We start from the raw sequence: 20821 nt of genomic DNA on the forward strand, positions 1-20821 counted from the left end.
TTTACGGATATTAATAATCTCCTTTCGAAGTATTTTCTCCGATTAATGCTAAAGCTGAAGATGTTCCGATACGCTGAACTCCCATCTCTACCATTTTTTCAGCTTCCTCAGGAGTTCTCACTCCACCGGCAGCTTTCACTGGTAATCTCCCTGCATTTTCCAACATAATCTGGATACCTTCTACAGTTGCACCATTAGGCTTTCCGCCTTCGGTTTTATAGAAACCTGTAGAGGATTTTACAAAAACTTTATCTGCATTTTCAGAAAAATTTTCTTCTGTCCATGTAGCAATCTTTTTAGTAATATCTGCAATCTGATCATTGCTTAATGCAGCAATTTCAATAATCCATTTTGCAATTTTACCATTTTCTAATGCTAATCTGGTACAAGTAATTACTTCTTCCTGTACCAAATCAATATTTCCGTTTTTGTAAGCTTCATAATTGATTACAAAATCCAGCTCATCTACTCCGTCTTCAATTGCCTTTTGGGCTTCCGCTACTTTCTCCTCAACCGAAGCTGTACCTTCATGAAAACCAATAACAGTTCCTACTACTACAGATGCTCCCTGCTGCTGAAGAAACTCTTTTGTTTCTTTTACATATTCAGGGCGGATCATTACTGCAAAAAGCTGATGATCTATAGCCTCTTGTGTAAGGTTGTGTACAGTTTCACGGGTTTGCTCTTCTGTAAGACCAGATTGTTGAGGTGTTTTAAGATAAGTGGAATCTAAATAATCTTTTATGCTCTTCATTATGTTATTATACTTTAAGCTGTCTTGAAATACTTTGCTCCAAAGATATGAAAGTCTCAGTTCTCATCACACCTTTAAGCTTCTGAATTTTGCTTAAGATCTCCATTAAATGGTCATTGTCTTTTGCAAGAACTTTAAGGAATACAGTGTAGTTTCCTGTTGTATAATGAGCTTCAACAACCTCATTAATTTGTTCTAAAGACTTGATAATTTCATTGTAGTGGCTAGGCTGATCAAGATAAACTCCCATATAAGAAGTTACTTTGTACCCTACTTTTCTCGGATTCAGGAAAGAAATCGAATTTTCGATTACACCTGCCTGTTCTAATTTTTTTATCCTCTGATGTACTGCTGTTGTAGAAATACCTACGTGAGATGAAATGTGTGCCAAAGAAGTTTTGGCATTATCCATCAATAAGTAGATAATTTCCTTGTCAATAGCATCAAGATGATATCCTGCGCTTGCTAGATTTTTCATATATTTCCTATTTGTTTTGTCAACTTTAGCGCTACCAACACCGGAAAATGGTCACTATACCCTCCCAGATAACGGGTTCCTACATATGTCCTAAATGGGCGACCCCGATATCGATAGCTTCTTTCTTTAAGATGTTCTGAATTAAAAACCTGAGCGTTTATAAACTTAACATCACTTTCTAAGTTAAAAAATGAAGGCGATAAAATTATTTGATCAAATAATAGGCCTTCGCTTCTATGAAACGTAGAATATTTTTTTTTATTATATAATTCTTCAAAAGAATTTACTAATATTTTTTCATTTCCTTCACCGGAATGTATAAAGCTCTGAACATTAGCATCGCCAGGATTTTCATTAAAATCTCCCATCACCAAAATATTTTCCTGAGGATTCTGAGAGAGTTTATCCTGTATTTTTTTCTTCAGTTTGTCCAGAATAATTTTACGTTTAGGAGCATTTACATCTTTTTCCCGTTTGGAAGGCAAATGCAATACATAAACATTAAGCTCTGTAACTCCATATCGGAACCGACAATACAGAACATCCCTTGTTGTGTCAAATGTATTGGGCAGTCCGTCTTCAATATCAAATATTTCGGAATAGACTTCGGAATGCAACAGTACGAGTTTACTTTTATCATACAGCAATGCAGTATCTACCCCCCGCTCGTCCAGTGAATCATAATGTACAAAATCGTATTTCCCTTCAAAGATCTCCTGATCTGTTATATGCTGAAGTACTTTGTCATTTTCTACTTCAGCAAGACCTATAAGCATTGGAAATTGTCCAATTTCTTCACGAATATATTCAAAAGTTCTGGAAAATTTAAATATTTTATTCTGATAACGTTCTTCATTCCAGTTTTTTAAACCAGATTTGGGAATATAATTCCGATGATACCGTTCTTCCTGTGGAGAAAAAAAATTTTCAGTATTATAAAACATTATCAGTTCCGAAACTGCAGAGGATAATTCCAAATTAAGCTTTTTATTTGTTTAATAAATCAGGTCTTTTTTCCTGTGTAATTCTTACCGCCTCATCATATCGCCAATCTTCTATGGCTTGTGCATGGCCACTAAGCAAAATATCAGGAACTTTTAGTCCTTTATACTCTTCTGGTCTTGTATAAATTGGTGGGGAGAGTAAGTCATCCTGAAAACTGTCAGTCAATGCAGACTGTTCGTCATTCAGTACCCCCGGAATAAGACGAATCACAGAATCTGCAAGTACACATGCTGCAAGCTCTCCGCCTGTAAGAACATAATCACCAATAGAAATTTCTTTGGTTACATGCAACTCTCTTACTCTTTGATCTATTCCTTTATAATGCCCACACAGGAAAATAAGATTTTCCTGAATGGAAAGTGTGTTGGCTATTTTCTGATTCAATGTCTCACCATCGGGTGTCAGGTAAATAACCTCATCATAGTTTCTTTCTGCTTTTAATGATGAAATACAGTTATCTATAGGTTCTACCATCATAACCATTCCGGCTCCTCCTCCATACGGTTCATCATCAATTTGGCGGTGTTTACCAAATCCCCATTCTCTTAAATGATGGAAGTGTACTTCCGCTATTTCCTTCTGCATTGCTCTTTTAAGGATTGATGCCTTAAAAGGACTCTCCATTAACTCTGGTAAAACAGATATTATATCAATTCTCATTGTTCGGTATTATTCTTTTTGTGCGGAACGATAATAAGTCTTAAAGACGAATCTTTATTTATATAAGCCCACGCCCAGTTATAAAAAATGGCAATTTTATTTCTTACACTCAGGATAAGCATAAGGTGTAAAAACATCCAGAAATACCAGGCCAGCCTTCCCTGGAATTTAAAATCCCGGAGATCTACTACAGCTCTGTGTTTTCCTATTGTTGCCATAGAGCCTTTATCTTTATATTTGAAAGGTTCCCACGCTGATGTTTTTAACAGATTTTTGCCAAGGTGCTCTCCCTGATCAATTGCCACACTAGCCAGCTGTGCATGTCCCTGAGGATATTCTGCTGTCTCCATATAGGCAATATCTCCGATAGCGTATATATTATCGTATCCTTTTACTTTGTTGTATTCATCCACAATGTAACGGTTCCGCATAATATGCTCCTGAGAAATACCATCTATAATATTTCCGGTAACCCCTGCCGCCCAGATAACATTGTTGGATGGTATAATAGTTCCATCGTGGAGAGTAACATTTTCACCATCATAAGCATCCACTCGGGTATTATTCATCAATATTACCCCCAGTTGTTTTAGATATTCTTCGGATTTATCCTGTGCTTCTGTACTCATTGATGCTAAGGGTTTTTCCGTAGCATTAATAAGAATAATATTCAGGTTTTTGAAGCTCATTTTAGGATAATCTCGTGGGAGAACATCGCGTTTCATTTCTGCAAAAGCTCCTGCCAGCTCGGCTCCTGTAGGCCCTCCGCCTACAATAACCAGATTCCAGTCACCATCATCACTCCTCTGTCTTTCAATAATCAGACGCTCAAAAGTCATGAGCACATGATTCCGGATACTAATCGCTTCCTGAGTATTTTTCATTCCGTATGCATTTCCTTCCAGAACTTCGTTTCCGTAAAAATTAGTCTTGCATCCGGTCGCTATAACCAGTTTATCATATTTGAATTCAGCATCTTCACTAACCACCTTATTTTCCTCGGGTATAATCTTTACAATATCAGTCATCCTGAACTGAATATTTTTCGATTTTTGAAATATCTTCCGGAAAGGAAACGAAATGTTAGAAGGTTCTATACGTCCACTTGCAACCTGATAGAATAAAGGCTGGAACATATGATGATTTACCTTATCAATCACCGTAATACGTTTTTCTCTTTTCTGGTTTAGTGTTCTCGCAAGACGAAGCCCTGCGAAGCCACCACCTATAATAAGGATTTTTTCACTCATAATATGGGGAAAAACTGTTTATATGCATCAAATTTACAAAAATAAAAAGGATGTTTTTAAGAATAAATCACTATTTAGACTTCCAAAAACAAAAAGCTTTTAATAGTTTTGCAGCAGAATTTATGCCAAAAAAAGCAACACAAAAGCGAAGAAAAACTATTGCGAAAAAGCGTACAGATGCCCGAAAGAAACTTTGGGTATTATTTATCATTCTTTTTCTGTCTCTTATCGGTATTGGTTTCTACATGAAAGATCAGGTTGTTTTTTACTATGCCATGCATTTCAAAGGCAAAGAAAAACATTCACTAAGGAACCCTAAAACAGAAGAAGAACGAATAAACAGAATTGTTTCGCTTTACTCGGATAAAGTTTTTGGTATTGACATATCCCATTACCAGCGAAAAGAAGATATTAACTGGAAAAAACTGACTATTGCCAATGGATCAATAGATATAAGGTTTATACTTCTTCGTGCAACCATGGGCAAAGATGGTAAAGACCAGCATTTTGATGAATACTGGAAAACTTCTCAAAAGAATGAACTCATCCGCGGTGCCTATCACTTTTACCGCCCAAAAGAAGATCCTGTGCAACAGGCCAATAACTTTCTTGAAACAGTAAAATTAGAATCCGGAGATATGCGTCCTGTTCTGGATATTGAAAAAATCCCCCGGAATAAGAGCCTTAACGAATTCAGAAGCGATCTAAAGGTTTGGTTGAAAATTGTAGAAGAGGCTTATGGTGAAAAGCCTATTATATACACCTACTATTATTTTTACAGAGATTATCTTCAGGACGATTTTAAAGACTATCCTCTCTGGCTGGCCAATTACAATGATGTAGATGTTCCATCAGATAAAACAGAATGGAGATTCTGGCAGTTTACAGAAAAAGGCATTGTAAATGGTATCAATACTAAAGTAGATGTTAATGTCTTCAATGGAAATATATGGCAACTAAAAGGCCTTACACTGGATTAAAATAATCGATTTATAAAAGAAAAAAGTGAAGCCAGTCAGCTTCACTTTTATTTTATTTTTTGATTTTCACATCGATATTAATTGCCGGAGCAGCCATTCCTATCTTTTCCCATGCTCCGTAAAAAGAACGGTAAAATCCGGAATGAAATAAGGCCCCACTTAAAGCTACTTTAGCACTAGCCTGGCCTATAAACTGAATGCCTACATAAAAATTACCCTGCATCCATATATTATCTTTGCTCACATCCAACGAAAACGTCTGATTTGTAATCTGGCTCTGACTGATTGTTTCAATGATTTCTTTATTCAGTATTAGTTGATCCGGCTTACCATCTTTTTCACTGTAAATAGTATACCTTACTTTTACAGGAGTAGAAGAATCAAAACGAGCAAAATTCATATTGATCTTCATAATCTTCAACTTTTTGCTTGTTTTAAAACCGACAGCTGTTTCTTCAATAACATCATTTCCCTTTTCCATATTTGGTGTAAACATGATGCTTTTTGATTTGCTGTTTACCCCCATATTCTTTTCCTTGTAGCTAGGTGTTATAGCAACCTCCTGAATGTTGATAACTTTTGGTTCCAGGTAAATAGGATGTGGATTATTTTTTATAAAATCAGCTACAGTGACTTTGTATGTTTCATATCCACCTACAAGAATCATCAGCTGTTTATCTCTACTTACATTATCCAGCTTTAATGTATACTGACCCTTTTCGTCCGCCTGGATTCCAATGTTTTCATTAACAATCCCAATTTTTGCATAAGGAACAACCTCCTGACTGCCTTTAGAATAAACTGTTCCTGTTATTGTCTGTGCAAAAACACACAATGTATTTATTATCCCAAGTAAGAGATAGTATTTTTTCATAATCAGATTTTATTTAACACCCAAATAGTCGTTGTTAGAAAATCATTGTTACAGTCCGAAAACAAATTATTACAAAATAGTTCGTATTTCTTTCCAGGAATCTATTCTTTTATAATCAGGGCTATTCAAAGACTGGTTATGCGGTTGTGTAAAAAGCAATTTCTCTCCCTGAAAAGTATCCAGATTCTTTGGATAATCATCGATCATATAATCTCCGGTTACAGCTTTCTTGCTTCCACAGAATATAATTTGCTCCCATGTAATAAACGGAAAGTGCTCTGCGAGCCAGTCATATTTTTCCCTTAAGCTGTTAGGAAATTCCATCGCCGCAGATAAAATGAAAACCTCGTATTTAGAATTAAGATATTCCATTACTGCTATACTATCTTCCATTACCTGTAGATCTCTGAAAAATCCAGGCTCACGTAAATGCTTATCCACATTCGGAAAAGCTATTGTTTCATCAAGCCCTTTGGTTTTATCTATGCTAATGATCGTTCCTGATTCTGTTTGTTCGTATTTTATAAACTGTGAGTAGACATCTGCCAATACTCCGTCCATATCTACTAAGACTCGTTTCTTTATCATTTCAATTTTTCTGCTAATAATTTTTCCAGATCTTCTACCGAAATATCTTTTTGAGCGATAACTCCATTGCTGTCTAATAAAAATTTACTCGGAAAGTAAGTTACCACCCATTCATCTGACTGCTTCCTGTTCTCATCCAGATAATTGGCCCATGTCATATTAAAATCTTCTTTTACAGTTTTTTGCAAATGTGGAAGGGCTTTTGTAATATCAGTGGCAATACTTACTATCTCAAATCCTTTGCTCTTATATTTATTATAAAGCTCTGCTAATTTAGGAATTTCTTCTCTACAGGGCTTACAATGGCTAAACCAAAAATCTACCAAGATAATCTTGGCTTCCGGCATTTTAAAAGTGACCGGCTTCTGATCGATTGAAGTGACTTTGGGAACCGGAAAAACCTGACCTACTGCAAGGATCTTTGCCGAGTAAATGCCTTTAGCTAAAGCTTTCCCCGAATAAGTTTCTTTTAAACTGGAAGAAAGATGATTGTACATTTCTTCGAAAATAGGTTTATAGCCTTTTCTTTGGAAATCCTTAACCAATTGCCAGAAACCTATAAATGATTTGGGGTTCTTTTTAATAAACTCCGACAAACGTAATTTCTCCTGTTCTTCTATCTCATTGCTAATCTTTTCAGATCTGCGGATAAAATCTGCAGGTATTTTATCATAGCTTTCATACTTCTCAAATATTAACTTTTGCTCTGCTCTCAATGAATCGTTTCTGGTATGTAAATCTTTATAAAACATTTTATACTTCTCCACTTCTTTAGCAACAAAACTGTTTTCATTAGCATATTTAACATCATAGTTAGTTGAGTCTTTTGCACTACCCATGGTTAAAGACTGAGTACGGGAATCCAGATAAAAATCTTCAGAAAAATAAAACCGATCTTTGCCGGTAATCAGAAAATTAAAAGGATACACCATTTTATCTTTTGCACTCTTTACTTTGAAAAGAATTTTCTGATCTTTTACTTTGCCATTAATTATTGTAAAGTTACCATCAAAGTATTTTTCACTGGCAACTCCACTGGCCAGGCTAATCTTCTTACCATCTTTCTGATAAAAAGTTGTATTGAGATTAAATGTTTGTGCCTGAGCATAAATTCCCAAGATCACAAGAAAGAACGAATTGAGACACTTCATTTATTTAAATATTTCAACAAATATTGAAAAATTTTCGCAAAGAAAATATAGGTGATACAAGAAATATCTGTTAAAATATTCTGTTCGTGGGAACCTTTCTATTTTTCGTATTTTCGCAGTTCAAATTTAGAATCAGGAATGAATTACGTTACCGCAGAAAATCTTACCAAATCTTACGGGATTAAAGTTTTATTCAAAAATATTTCTTTCAACGTCAATGAAGGAGATAAAATTGCTATTGTTGCTAAAAACGGAAGCGGAAAATCTACATTGCTGAAAATCCTGATGGGAAAAGAAATTGCTGACAGTGGAAATGTAGTTATTAACAAAGACATTCAGGTCGTTTTATTTGACCAGGAAATAGACTTTGAGTCTGATCTGACTATAGAAGAGTTTATGATGACGCTGGATTCTGCACCTATTATGGCTCTTAAAAATTACCACGCTTCACTTCATTCCACGGATCATGATTTTATAGAAAAAGCACTTGCTGAAATGGAAGCTCATAAAGCTTGGGATCTGGAGAACGAAATGAAACAAATTCTTTCTCAGCTGAAGATTACAGATCTTGATGCTAAAATGGGAACATTATCCGGGGGACAGATTAAAAGAGTTGCACTTGCCAAATTGCTTACGGAAACCCGTGCAGAGCACCGCCATACGCTTCTTATTATGGATGAGCCTACCAACCACCTGGATGTGGATATGGTAGAATGGCTGGAAAATTATCTGAGTAAAGCCAAGATCACTTTACTTTTGGTAACTCACGACCGTTACTTCCTGGATAGTGTATGCGATACCATATGGGAAATGGAAGACCAGGCACTATATCTTCACAATGGTTCATACGCTACCTATCTGGAAAATAAAATGATTCGCGAAGACAATCTGGAAGCAACTATTGATAAGGCCAATAACCTATACAGAAAAGAACTGGAATGGATGCGCCGCCAGCCTAAGGCTCGTACGACAAAGTCCAAAAGCAGAATTGATTCTTTTTACGAAACCGAAAAGGTGGCAAAAACTGATACCAGAAAACAGGCTCTGGAGCTTGATTTTGATATGAAACGTTTGGGGAAAAAGATTCTTGAACTAAGAGATATCAATAAGAGCTATGGAGACAAGGTTTTACTGAAAGATTTTAGTTATCAGTTTCAACGTGGTGAAAAGGTTGGGATTATCGGAAAAAATGGTGCCGGAAAGTCTACGCTACTCAATATTATTCAGGAATTAGAACCAAAAGATTCTGGTGAAATAGAAACCGGCGAAACTATAAAATTCGGTTACTTCTCTCAGAAAGGTTTAAAATACAAAGAAGATGAAAGGGTTATAGACTTTATTAAAGAAATATCCGAGAATTTCCCGCTTGCTAATGGCCGGACCATTTCTGCATCTCAGTTTTTGCGTTTGTTCTTATTCGATGATCAAACCCAGTATTCACCAATATCTAAGTTATCTGGTGGAGAGAAAAGAAGACTACACCTGATGTACGTGCTTTATCAGAATCCTAATTTCTTAATTTTCGATGAGCCTACCAATGATCTGGATTTACCAACACTTACCGTTCTGGAAAACTTTTTATTAAACTTTCAGGGAAGTTTAATTATCGTATCTCACGACCGTTACTTTATGGACAGAATTGTGGATCATGTTTTGGCTTTTGAGGGTGAAGGAAAAATTAAAGACTTTATTGGTAATTTCTCTGAATACAGAGAATGGAAAAAGAACCAGGATAAAAAACAAGATACAGCAGACAAAATTCCGGAAGTACAGCCTCAGGAGCCAAAACCTGTCATCAACAATCAGACTCCTGCTAAAAAGAAACTTTCTTTCAAAGAACAACGTGAGTTGGAAACAATAGAAAAAGAAATGCCTGAACTGGAAAAGCAGAGAAATATCATATTAGATAAATTAAATAACGAAACAGACTACGAAAATATATCAGTATTATCTGCTGATTTAGAGAGAGTTTCGGAAAAACTAGAGAATTATGAACTGCGTTGGCTGGAGCTACAGGAAGCTTCCGGTAACTAGTTCTGTTTAGCCCAATACGATCAAAGTCACTATATTTGTCTTTTCAAAAAATAAAATTATGAGCGTTCACATTAGTGCTAATAAAGGAGATATTGCAAAAGTTGTATTACAACCGGGAGATCCGTTACGTGCGCAATATATTGCGGAGAATTTTTTAGAAAACGTAAGACTGGTAAGTAAAACCCGAAACATATTCTACTTTACCGGAGAGTATAAAGGAAAAACAATATCAGTTGGTGCCAGCGGAATGGGTTGTGCCAGCATCGGAATCTACTCTTATGAGCTATTTACTGAATATGATGTAGATACTATTATCCGAATCGGAACTTGTGGTGCTTACAACACAGATCTGAAACTTTTCGATATTCTTAATGTTGAGAATGCAGCAAGTGAAAGTACCTATGCTAAATATGCGTGGGAAATTGAAGGAGATCTACTTTCGCACCAAGGTAAAGTTTTTGACATGATCAATGAAACTGCTGCTGCTCAGTCTATCATTACTAAAAATACTAATATCCACACAAGTGATATTTTCTACCGCAAGGCTCCGGGGACTCCTGCTGTTGCAGAGAAATACAACTGTTCTGCTGTAGAAATGGAAGCATTTGCTTTATTTGCCAATGCTCAACATTTAGGAAAGAATGCTGCAACTATATTGACAGTTTCTGATATCATCCCTACCAGAGAAGAGATTTCTGCAAATGAGAGAGAAAGAGCTTTAAAACCAATGATTGAATTAGCTTTAGAAACAGCTATAAAACTATAATCAATAGTTACCAACAATAAAAAAGCTGCATAACTGAGTTATGCAGCTTTTTTATATCAGATTCTATCTTAGTTTAATAACTCTTTGCTGAATAAGGTGTTTGGTTTAAGGTAGATTATATTATTTTGAAAATCAAGAACTGTATTAAAGCGTTTTAACATATCAGTTCCCAATATATGGATTTTAGCAGTTCCCGTAGGCTTGTTTGCCGTCAGAAGCTGGGCAGGAATATTTTCCAACTCAGATTTTCCGATCTTTATCTTCTGTAGATTAGCCGTTATTACCGGAATTTCATTTCCTCTTGTTCCGCGCACAATTGTTTTCTTAATAACTTTCATCTGCTCCACAGGAAAGTTTTTTTCTTTCAGCAAATCATTATCCAGCATTACAGAACGCTGGTACCCTGAGTCAAAAAGAAACCACTCTTTATACCAGACTCCGTTTTCCAACATATCGCACTCGATAAAAGGTTTATTACTAAAATACCTGATTTTAAACTTTGAATAGCCCTTATCTTTCAATATATCTTTAGGCATCTTAGAATGCACCATCATTTTCTGTGTATCATAATTCAGTTCTACAACCAGTCCGTCAAAAATATTCCACCCTAGTAAACCATCTGCTTCCTGCCCCACTATTTCATGGTCGTAGATTTCGCTTTTATAGGTTCTTTTACCAATCTGTATATCGTAAACTGTATTATAAAGTTTTGGATTAGATTTTATTTTGTTTTTCAGGGCATCCCTTGTAACAGACATTTCCGTAGCTCCGGTATCAAAATTAAATGTTAGAGAATCTTGATGGTTAAAGAAAGTTTTAACGAGATTGGTATTATACTTATTCAGGCTAAAAGGAAGTGTATCATGAATTTCCGGTTTCACTTTACCAAAGTTTTTAATTTCCGGTCCCTGAATTCTGGTATAACAAGAATCTTTACCATTTAAAAGTACAATAAAATCTTTTTTCTCCCCGGGCTTTAGGTTTACTACTATAGAATCTATATCGGTTTTGAATACAACTTTTTTACTCTTTGTAATTTTACCTGTTGTATGAATATCCGGATTCACTTTTGGATTAATTCCCCAACCAGATACCATATTGTCTTCTTCATAAATTTTGGCCTTATTGGAATTGGCTTTAACAACAGTTACTTTCTGTTGAGAAAAGCATAGAACCATTACAAAAAGCAATGATACAGAAAAAAAATGCTTCATTTTTACTACAATAATTTATTGATATAAAAATAGAAACATTTTAATTCACTTTTATAAGAAATAATGTTTTTTTATCAGAATTTAATAATCTGTCCGGATTCTGCACTTTCCAGAGCTTTATCAATAAGCTTCATATTCTGTATAACTTCTTTGCCTGGAGATGGCAATGGATTACCAAATACTACATGTTCATATATTTCCTGATAATAATCCATATAGTCTCCTGCTTTACTACTTTGTGTTATACGAATTGTATCTCCGTTTTCATCCAGATAATTCAGAATACTATCATCACCGTTAAGAGGACTTTGCCAGTCTTTGTTATATTCAGGAATAGCACCAGCTACTAATTCTGCTTCTTGATTGTCTGTTCTTTCTTGTAGAAAACTTCCTCTGTCGCCATGAATTTTATATGCATAATGGTCTTCTTTGGTAAATACAGAGGCTTTTACACGCACTCTAAGACTATCCGGATAGTACAAAAGAATTTCAAAATAATCGTTGGCATACTCTGTTCCTTTCATTGAAAAAACATCTGCAAATAGTTTTTCCGGTGTTCCAAAAAGCTGAATAGCCTGATCTGTGAGATGAGCTCCCAAATCATGTAATGCTCCGGATGCAGGTAAGTCGGGATTTTCTTTATGTACTTTCCCGCTTGCTGTAGTACGGAATCTGTCAAAACGTATCTCAACTTCTTTTATATTTCCGAGCTTTCCTTCAGATATAATATTTTTCACCTGTAAAAAGTCACGATCGAATCTCCGGTTCTGATAAACACTCAAAAACAATCCTTTTTCTTCTGCCAGCTTTACCAACTCTTCGGCTTCGGAAGTATTTACTGTAAAAGGTTTTTCCACGACAACATTCTTACCCGCTTCTAAAGCCATTTTTGCGTATTCGAAATGCGTCTGTACGGGTGTATTTACTACTACCATATCTATATCTGCATTTTTCAGCATTTCTTCAACCGAACGGTAGATAATTGCATCAGGGTATTTCTCATTTGAGTCATTTTTAGATCTCTCAACAACCGCAGACATAAAATATCCGGGATGTTCTTTCAGAAATGGTGCATGAAATACTTTCCCACTCATTCCAAATGCGCAAAGGCCAACTTTTACTAATTGCATCTCGATTTTTTATCAAAGATATTACATATTCAATTGCCTGATATTACAGAATGATACAAAATTATCGATAAAGAAAAATACAGCATTGTAAATCAGATAAATACAAACAAAACATTCTTTTTTTTAATAATTCTAAATAAAATATTGCTTTAATGCTAAAAATTTCTACTTTTGCAAAATTATTTTAAATAAGTCTAAATAGATTTAATTCAACAACTTATGAATAAAAGCACTATTGCTCTGGGACTCCTATTGTGCGCTACTTTTGCTCATGCACAGAAAGGAAAATTTATCAAAACTGATACTATTAAAGTTCAGCAGATAGAAGATATCAATCTCCACAAAACGGGAAATCCTAATAAGGCGAAACCATTATCTACCAAATCTAACCTTACGGTAATGGAAACCCCACAACCAATTGCCATTGTTACTCATGAAATCATAGAACAACAACAGGCAAAGCAACTAAGTGATGTGCTGCAGAATGTAAACGGAATCTATGTAACATCTTCCAGAGGTAACTCTCAGGATAGTTTTGGAGGCAGGGGCTTTAGTTTAGGAAATGATAATATTTTCAAGAATGGTGCAAGAATAAATAGTGGTGTATTTCCTGAAGTAAGTGGCTTGGAGCGTGTAGAAGTTCTAAAAGGAGCTAATGCTATGTTATACGGGAATACTGCCGCAGGAGGGATTATAAACATGGTAACTAAAAAACCAAGATTTCAAACTGGTGGAAGCTTTAGTTTAAGCGGCGGAAGCTGGAATACTTATAAACCAACCTTTGACATTTATGGTCCTATCTCCAAAAGTGCTGCATTTAGATTAAATGCGGCTTATGAAACTGCTGATAGCTTTAGAGATGGAGTTTCTTCAGAAAAAATCTATTTCAATCCGTCTTTACTTTTCAACATTGGAAAAAAATCTCAGCTGATTGTAGAAGGTGATTACCTGATCAATAATTTCACTCCAGATTTCGGTATCGGAGCTATTACCAATAAAGATGGTAGTTACTCTATGAACAATTTGCTTCCAAGAAATGCTTTTCTAGGTGCAAACTGGCAATATCAGGACGTAAGACAGACTTCAACCAATATAACATTCAACCACCAGATTAGTAACAATTGGTCCTTAAATGTAATTACTTCATACCAGAATTACACAAAAGATTACTTCTCTACTGAAAGAGTACAGTGGGAGTATGATAAGAATAACAGACTTAACTGGAAAAGACCTTTGAACAAAACATATAATGAACAGAATTATACTTCTTTTCAGGCAAATGTAAATGGGGAATTTAACACCGGAAAAATTAATCATAAAGTTCTCATCGGTGCAGACAGTGATTATAGTGCTGCAGACTCTTATACTTACTTTAACCCATCCAACAATAAAACTTATGGTACCGGTTATATTTATGGAACAGGTGGAGGTAATGGAGCACTATATTTAGATGATACAGCTACCTGGAGCAGTGGAAGCATTCCGGCCTCTGCAACACAGGACAGAAGCCGTATAAGAACGAGAAGGGTCGGAGTATATGTACAGGACTTTATAAGTCTGACTAAAGAATTTAAAGTTTTAGCAGGTTTACGTTGGTCGTACATCCAGAATATGCCAACCATAAATACTAATTTCAGAACCAATACCAAAAAATTAGTAGACAATTCCTCAACTTCAGATCAGGCACTATCTCCAAAAGTAGGGTTAGTATATATGCCGAATGATAACTTATCATTATTTGCAACATATACCAATTCTTTTTCAGCCAATACCGGTTATGATATTAACAGATCTACACTGAAACCTACTACCATCGATCAGTATGAAGTAGGTGTAAAAAAGAATTTGTGGAACAATGCAATAGCAGTTAATCTTTCCGCTTATCAAATTCTGTATAAAAATTATTATCAGACGGCAGAACTTACTGCAGGGGGACAACCAAATAGTGACCCAAACATGAAAGAATTTGCCGGAAAAATGCGCAGCCGTGGTGTAGAATTAGATATTACCGGAAACCCTTCGAAGAACCTTTCTTTAATAGGTGGTATTTCTTATAACAACTCTGTTTATTTAGACACTCCGGACACTTTTGGTTATGTAGAAAATCAGAGAATTGTAAGAACTCCGGCTACAACTGCTAACCTTTCAGCTTTCTATACTTTACCAAAATATATAAAAGGTCTTAAAGTTGGAGCAAGTTTCTATTATATCGGAGAGCGCTTAGCTGGATGGAATGACACTAAAGCAACCAACAACAGCAGAAATGGTGTATCCAGAATCTTTACATTAAAAGATTATACAACTTTAGCACTATCTCTGGGATATGACTGGAAGAAGTTCTCTATTCAGGCAAAAGTGAATAACTTATTTGATACGGTTAATTACAATGTACACGAAAACTACTCTGTAAACCCTATTGCACCTAGAAATTATTACTTTACATTGACTTACAGACTCTAAATAGAGTCTACAGGCCTATATCAATTACAAAAAGCAGCAAATTCTAAATTTGTTGCTTTTTTATTTACAGCACCAAACTCTGTTTACGAAAAAAACAACAAAATGGAATAGTAATTGTATTTATAATTTTCGTTAAAAAAAATATAAATATATTTGCAGTAGAGTTTTAAACCTCAAACCAAGATACAGCCAAATAAAAAAAATTTAAAAATTTATTTCTTTAACAAAAAATAATACAAAATGAAAAAGTTAATTTTAAGCACAGCAATTTTAGCAACAGGTCTATTTTCAGTAACAAAAGCTCAGCTGCAAAAAGGAAACTGGATGGTAGGTGGTAACATCATTACTTCCAGCTTCGGATTAAACACAGGTGGTGGTTACAACTTCACGCTACAACCTAAAGCTGCATATTTTATTGATGATAACTTTGCACTTGGAGGCCAGGTTACTTTTGGATTTGCAGGAACCAAAGATGGTCCTACAACTTACAAATACAGTGTAGGTCCAATGGCTAGATATTATTTTAATAATGACCAGGTAGACAATTTACTGAAGCATGGTAGATTCTTCTTAGAAGGAAATGCAGGTATTGGTGGTACAAGTGTAACCAAAGGTGGTAATTCTACAACAGGTCTTAACTTAGGTGTAGGTCCAGGTTACGCTTACTTCATCACACCTAACGTTGCAGTAGAGGGTCTTGTAAAATACAACGGTGATTTCGGATTCGGAAATAATGGTACAACTTCTAACATTGGCTTCAATGTAGGTTTCCAGATTTACCTTCCAACATCTAAAGTAAAACAAGTTACAAGAGGAGCACAATAAAATTTACATTTTAATACAAAATGCCAGCCCTAATCCGGCTGGCATTTTTATTTTTGCATAAATTTACAATTATGAACGAAGGATTGAAGTACATTGATATTGTATTGGCTGTATTAAAAAGCTGGTATGTAAAATTTGCTGAATTATCTCCAAGACTAATTATTGGGATACTTGTTTTTATATTATTCTTAAAAGGCAGCAGGTATCTGAGTAAAGTAACGGTAAAAATTGTTAATAACTTTTTCCCGGATAGCAGTAAACAGGGAACAGCTGTTGCCTTGGTAGGTGTTTTCCGCTTTCTGATTATTCTGATGGGAACTTTTATTTCTCTGGAAATAATGAACTTCAGTGGTTTCTTGTGGAAATTCATCGGAAGCTTAGGAGTTGCCGGGGTTATTGCCGGGGTCGCATTAAAAGATCTTGTATCCAGTATTTTCTCCGGAATGCTAGTGGGTATAGATAAGTCCTTTAAGGTTGGTGATTACATTACATTAGGCGCCCATTCCGGCACTGTAACCGAGATTGGCTTCCTTACCACAAAACTGATCAATGACGAAGGAAAAAAGGTTTATATTCCCAATCAGACAATTTTTAACGCTCCATTTTATAATATTACAGCTTCTCCGCAGCGAAAAATTATTTTCGACTTCGATATTCCGGCCAGTCAGGATATACAAAAAGCAAAAGATTGTATTTTGGAAGTTATTAAAACTATGGATAAAGCAGACCGGTTGGAAAGTGCAGATGTTATATTCACTTCTCTCAAACAAGGAACATTTAATATTCAGGTGAAATTCTGGATTGCTATCGGATCTAATGTTGCCGATACCAAGAGTGATGCTCTTGTGAAAATAAAAGAAAAGCTTGATCAGGAAAATATCCTGCTAAGCACTCCGATGAGTATAAGTATTGAAAAAGAATCATAAATAAAAAGCCACTTCAAATGAAGTGGCTTTTTTTATGCGATTGCAAATGTGTGATTAAGAAGCTAAAACTTCTTTTACTTTATTTGCAGCTTCTTCTAATGTAATAGCAGAATGTACAGGAAGACCTGAATCATCGATTAATTGCTTAGCTTCTACAGCATTAGTTCCTTGTAATCTTACGATTAACGGAACAGGTAAGCTACCCATAGCTTTGTAAGCATCTACAACACCTTGTGCTACTCTGTCACATCTTACGATACCACCGAAGATATTGATTAAGATAGCTTTTACGTTTGGATCTCTAAGGATAATTCCGAAAGCTGTTTGTACTCTCTGAGCATCAGCAGTACCACCAACGTCAAGGAAGTTAGCAGGATTACCTCCTGAAAGCTTAATGATATCCATAGTCGCCATCGCCAGACCAGCTCCGTTTACCATACAAGCAACGTTACCATCTAACTTCACGAAGTTAAGACCAGCTTCACCAGCCTCAACATCCATAGGATCTTCTTCTCTTGTATCTCTTAGTTCTGCTAAGTCTTTGTGACGGTATAATGCGTTGTCATCTAAAGTTACTTTAGCATCTACTGCGATAATTTTGTTATCAGAAGTTTTTAACACAGGGTTGATCTCGAAAAGAGAAGCATCAATACCTACATAAGCATTGTAAAGACTACCGATGAATTTAACGAACTCTTTGAAAGCGTTTCCTTCCAATCCTAGGTTGAAAGCAATTTTTCTAGCCTGGAAACCTTGTAGTCCGTAAGCAGCATCAATAACTTCTTTGTGGATAAGATGAGGCGTAACTTCAGCTACGTGCTCGATATCCATACCACCTTCTGTAGAATATACTACAGTATTTTTACCTAATGCTCTGTCTAAAAGAATAGAAACATAAAATTCTTTAGTTTCTGTTTCTCCTGGATAATAAACATCTTCAGCTACCAATACAGAATTAACTTTTTTACCCTCAGCAGATGTCTGTGGCGTAATAAGTTGCATACCGATAATATTACCTGCATTTTCTTTAAGTTTATCCATGTTTGGAGAGAACTTAACACCACCACCTTTACCACGACCACCGGCGTGAATTTGTGCTTTTACAACCCAGCCTTGTGCTCCGGTTTCAGCAGTAAGTTTTTCAGCAGCAGCAACTGCTTCATCCACATTATTAGCTACAAAACCACGTTGTATAGCTACACCGTACTTCGCTAAAATCTCTTTTGATTGATATTCGTGAAGATTCATATTGTTTTGATTATATTTTTATTTTTTTAGATTTACAAATGTACAAAATAGACCCGAAACTAAAGAAGGGTGAAATGTTTATTTTTCTTTAATTGAGGCTACTACAGTTTTGAATATTTTTTCAAATTTCGCCTTATCTTTTACCGGGCAGAAGGAATATACAGAATAGGTAGACTTAGCTGTTTTAATACCTACAGTAACATAAGCATACTTGGAAAACTTAGTCTGTTCTTTACCATTATCATCATAATCGGTATACTTATAATCTCCTTCAAAATTCTGGTAAGCATACTGCATTCCGTTTTTAGCTTCGGTTTTAATATCACCAATCTTTAAAGCAGAATTTCTCTCTAAAGATTCAATTGCTGTAGAGTTGTAATGCTTGATTACATCTTCAGCCGATCCAAACAAAGGAGTCTCTCTCCAGTCTTCTATCGGATCCTGAATAATATATAATGTAAAATCATTTGGCTGGTCAAAGATTTGGAAAACAACATTTTCCTGCTCACCTTCTACTTGCTTAAAGCTATCAGGGTAGCTGATTTCAAAAGGAACTCCAACAGTTTTAGTAATATTCTTCTGAGCAAAAGCTCCAACCGATAATACTAAAGCTGCTGTAAAAAGTAATTTTTTCATTTTTTATGTCTAGTTAAATTTTGATTTAAAGATAATAATCATCAACATTAGCCAGCTTAAGATCATAAATAAACCGCCAAGAGGTGTAATAGGTCCTAAAAACTTCAGATTAGTATTCCATACTTCCTGAAAAGAAAGGAAATAAATACTTACTGAGAACAAGAATGTTCCGGCAATCATAAACCAACCAGCACTTTTTTCAATTCCGGTATCGAATTTCAGGAAAAATCCAATAATCAAGAGATATAATGCTGCGTACATTTGGTACTTTACTCCCACCTCAAAACTTTCAAGTCTTTCTACTGAAAGAATCTTCTTAAATGCATGTGCTCCGAAAGCGCCCAGTATTACTGAAAGCATTCCATAAAAAGCACCGAAAAATAAAGTTATTGTTTTCATTCTTATTGAATTTATTTCTTTCTCAATTTCTCCAGTTCAGCAATCACCTCATGGTGACTCACTGTTTTATCTTTGAAGTAATTTACAAAATGTTGTTTTTCTGCTTCTGTTGCTCCAAACTGATTCAGAATATTGAACAAATGCATTTTCATATGCCCTTTTTGTATACCTGTAGTTACCAATGATCGAAGTGCTGCAAAGTTTTGTGCTAAACCAGAAACAGCAATGATACTCATAAGTTCTGTTGCGGAAGGCTTGCCTAGAAGTGCCAATGAGAATTTCACCAACGGATGAAGATTAGTTAACCCACCAACAACTCCTACAGAGATAGGAAGGTCTAACCAGAATCTGAAAACACCGTTATCCGTTGAACAATGCGTTAAACTCGTATATCTCCCATCTTTGGAAGCATAGGTATGCGCACAAGCTTCTGTTGCACGGAAGTCGTTTCCGGTAGCAATAACAACTGCATCTACCCCATTCATAATTCCTTTATTATGAGTTGTAGCACGATAAGGTTCGATCTCTGCGATATTTACAGCCTGCTTAAATTTCCAGGCGAATTCTTCCGGAGCAATCCCACTATCATCGATAAGATCCTCCATTTTACAGGAAACCTCAGCTCTGACAACGCAATCTGGCGTGAAATTGGACAGGATATTCATAATAACACGAAGGGAATCTTTCTCTTCTTGTGTGAATTTATCAGATAGTTCAACTTCTTTTTTCAGGGTTTTACCAAACTGCTCCAGGCACGAGTTGATAAAATTAGCTCCCATGCTATCTTTGGTGTTGAAAGAAGCTTTTAGCTGGTAATAATCCTGCATTTGTGCAGTTTTATCTACCAACTCAATATCCAGAATTCCGCCACCACGTGAACGCATATTCTTTGTAATCTCTTCAGTATCGTCAAATAATCTTTGCTTTAATACATGGTTAAAGAATGACTGAAGTTTTACACTTTCCCCGTTAAATGTAAAGTGAGTATGTCCCAGTTTTTTCTCGTTGATTACAGTAGTCTTGAAACCACCTTTATCTAACCAGAATTTTGCGGACTTGGAGGCTGCAGCCACTACAGAACTTTCCTCTACGGCCATTGGAATTGCTTTTAATTCTCCATCAATCAGAAAATTAGGTGCTATACCATAGGGCATATAAAAGTTGGAAATGGTATTCTCTGAAAACTCTTCATGAAGTTTCTGAAGGTCTGCATTGTCATTCCAGTATTGTTGTAATATATCTGTGTATTGTTGGCTGCCTTCCAGATAAGTACTAACTAACCAATCGATTTTCTTTTGTTTGCCAAGCTTTGAAAAGCCTTCTATAGGCTGATGTTTCATTATTTTATCTTATAAAATATCCTCCCAAAGATACAACATTAAAAACAAAGAAAGCAGATGCGATGCATCTGCTTTTTATCATGGATTATAGTGATATACACAT

General features: G+C 35.5%; 20 protein-coding genes. 6 read left to right on the plus strand and 14 right to left on the minus strand.

Annotation, left to right across the window (positions count from 1 at the left end; genetic code table 11):
- Positions 1-10 precede the first annotated feature (10 nt).
- The 5 genes from deoC to AYC65_RS14080 are packed head-to-tail and all read right to left on the minus strand — an operon-like array spanning position 11 to position 4147.
- On the minus strand, positions 11-754 hold the full coding sequence (gene deoC, locus AYC65_RS14060) for a deoxyribose-phosphate aldolase (protein ID WP_034870610.1): 744 nt from the start codon (positions 752-754) through the stop codon (positions 11-13).
- 7 nt (positions 755-761) lie between these two features.
- Positions 762-1232, minus strand: coding sequence for an Lrp/AsnC family transcriptional regulator (locus tag AYC65_RS14065; protein WP_009087955.1), 471 nt, complete (start codon positions 1230-1232; stop codon positions 762-764).
- The gene (locus AYC65_RS14070; protein ID WP_059333850.1) at positions 1229-2209 is read right to left on the minus strand and encodes an endonuclease/exonuclease/phosphatase family protein; all 981 of its coding nucleotides are present in this window, start codon (positions 2207-2209) and stop codon (positions 1229-1231) included. The genes AYC65_RS14065 and AYC65_RS14070 overlap by 4 nt, the downstream gene beginning before the upstream one ends.
- Positions 2210-2219: 10 nt before the next feature.
- A complete protein-coding gene (trmD, locus tag AYC65_RS14075; protein WP_034870609.1) occupies positions 2220-2897 on the minus strand; it encodes a tRNA (guanosine(37)-N1)-methyltransferase TrmD in 678 nt (225 codons plus the stop codon).
- Complete coding sequence (locus AYC65_RS14080; RefSeq protein WP_034870608.1) at positions 2894-4147, minus strand: NAD(P)/FAD-dependent oxidoreductase; 1254 nt, start codon at positions 4145-4147, stop codon at positions 2894-2896. The genes trmD and AYC65_RS14080 overlap by 4 nt, the downstream gene beginning before the upstream one ends.
- 122 nt (positions 4148-4269) lie before the next feature.
- On the opposite strand from AYC65_RS14080, the gene AYC65_RS14085 reads away from it, so the two are divergent.
- Positions 4270-5127, plus strand: coding sequence for a GH25 family lysozyme (locus tag AYC65_RS14085; protein ID WP_034870618.1), 858 nt, complete (start codon positions 4270-4272; stop codon positions 5125-5127).
- Positions 5128-5179: 52 nt separating this feature from the next.
- Here the strand turns inward: AYC65_RS14085 and AYC65_RS14090 are convergent, their stop codons facing one another.
- From AYC65_RS14090 to AYC65_RS14100, 3 genes are all read right to left on the minus strand, one after another.
- A complete protein-coding gene (locus AYC65_RS14090; RefSeq protein ID WP_034870607.1) occupies positions 5180-6001 on the minus strand; it encodes a carboxypeptidase-like regulatory domain-containing protein in 822 nt (273 codons plus the stop codon).
- A gap of 69 nt (positions 6002-6070) precedes the next feature.
- Entirely contained in the window at positions 6071-6589 is a 519-nt protein-coding gene (locus tag AYC65_RS14095; RefSeq protein WP_234300349.1) for a 5' nucleotidase, NT5C type, read from the minus strand.
- Positions 6586-7740: a TlpA family protein disulfide reductase gene (locus tag AYC65_RS14100; protein ID WP_034870606.1), complete on the minus strand. Its 1155-nt coding sequence runs from the start codon at positions 7738-7740 to the stop codon at positions 6586-6588. The genes AYC65_RS14095 and AYC65_RS14100 overlap by 4 nt, the downstream gene beginning before the upstream one ends.
- Before the next feature lie 138 nt (positions 7741-7878).
- On the opposite strand from AYC65_RS14100, the gene AYC65_RS14105 reads away from it, so the two are divergent.
- Both AYC65_RS14105 and deoD read left to right on the plus strand, forming a co-directional pair.
- Entirely contained in the window at positions 7879-9774 is a 1896-nt protein-coding gene (locus tag AYC65_RS14105) for an ABC-F family ATP-binding cassette domain-containing protein (protein WP_034870605.1), read from the plus strand.
- A gap of 58 nt (positions 9775-9832) precedes the next feature.
- Complete coding sequence (gene deoD / locus AYC65_RS14110; protein ID WP_034870604.1) at positions 9833-10540, plus strand: purine-nucleoside phosphorylase; 708 nt, start codon at positions 9833-9835, stop codon at positions 10538-10540.
- 68 nt (positions 10541-10608) lie between these two features.
- On the opposite strand, the gene AYC65_RS14115 is transcribed toward deoD, so the two are convergent.
- Together AYC65_RS14115 and AYC65_RS14120 are read right to left on the minus strand one after the other, a co-directional pair.
- On the minus strand, positions 10609-11754 hold the full coding sequence (locus AYC65_RS14115) for a pepsin/retropepsin-like aspartic protease family protein (protein ID WP_034870603.1): 1146 nt from the start codon (positions 11752-11754) through the stop codon (positions 10609-10611).
- 74 nt (positions 11755-11828) lie between these two features.
- Entirely contained in the window at positions 11829-12884 is a 1056-nt protein-coding gene (locus AYC65_RS14120) for a Gfo/Idh/MocA family oxidoreductase (protein ID WP_034870602.1), read from the minus strand.
- A 219-nt stretch (positions 12885-13103) separates the two neighbouring features.
- Between AYC65_RS14120 and AYC65_RS14125 the strand changes: the two genes are divergently transcribed.
- The 3 genes from AYC65_RS14125 (at position 13104) to AYC65_RS14135 (ending at position 17095) form a co-directional block, all read left to right on the plus strand.
- Positions 13104-15344, plus strand: a complete 2241-nt coding sequence (locus AYC65_RS14125; RefSeq protein WP_034870601.1) for a TonB-dependent siderophore receptor — start codon at positions 13104-13106, stop codon at positions 15342-15344.
- 240 nt (positions 15345-15584) lie between these two features.
- The gene (locus tag AYC65_RS14130) at positions 15585-16169 is read left to right on the plus strand and encodes an outer membrane beta-barrel protein (RefSeq protein WP_034870600.1); all 585 of its coding nucleotides are present in this window, start codon (positions 15585-15587) and stop codon (positions 16167-16169) included.
- A gap of 71 nt (positions 16170-16240) precedes the next feature.
- The gene (locus tag AYC65_RS14135) at positions 16241-17095 is read left to right on the plus strand and encodes a mechanosensitive ion channel family protein (protein ID WP_034870616.1); all 855 of its coding nucleotides are present in this window, start codon (positions 16241-16243) and stop codon (positions 17093-17095) included.
- Between the two features lie 54 nt (positions 17096-17149).
- Here AYC65_RS14135 and sucC read toward each other — a convergent pair whose 3' ends face one another.
- The 4 genes from sucC to AYC65_RS14155 form a co-directional block, all read right to left on the minus strand.
- Positions 17150-18343, minus strand: a complete 1194-nt coding sequence (gene sucC / locus AYC65_RS14140) for an ADP-forming succinate--CoA ligase subunit beta (protein WP_009085002.1) — start codon at positions 18341-18343, stop codon at positions 17150-17152.
- A 78-nt stretch (positions 18344-18421) separates the two neighbouring features.
- Positions 18422-18979, minus strand: coding sequence for a PsbP-related protein (locus tag AYC65_RS14145; RefSeq protein ID WP_034870599.1), 558 nt, complete (start codon positions 18977-18979; stop codon positions 18422-18424).
- Positions 18980-18988: 9 nt separating this feature from the next.
- Positions 18989-19378 carry a DUF423 domain-containing protein gene (locus AYC65_RS14150; protein WP_034870598.1) on the minus strand — a complete coding sequence of 130 codons (390 nt, stop codon included), beginning with the start codon at positions 19376-19378 and terminating at the stop codon, positions 18989-18991.
- Between the two features lie 11 nt (positions 19379-19389).
- Positions 19390-20718, minus strand: a complete 1329-nt coding sequence (locus AYC65_RS14155; RefSeq protein ID WP_034870597.1) for a hydroxymethylglutaryl-CoA reductase — start codon at positions 20716-20718, stop codon at positions 19390-19392.
- Between the last annotated feature and the right edge of the window lie 103 nt (positions 20719-20821).

Origin of the sequence: Elizabethkingia bruuniana, assembly GCF_002024805.1 — a bacterium.
GTDB lineage: Bacteria > Bacteroidota > Bacteroidia > Flavobacteriales > Weeksellaceae > Elizabethkingia > Elizabethkingia bruuniana.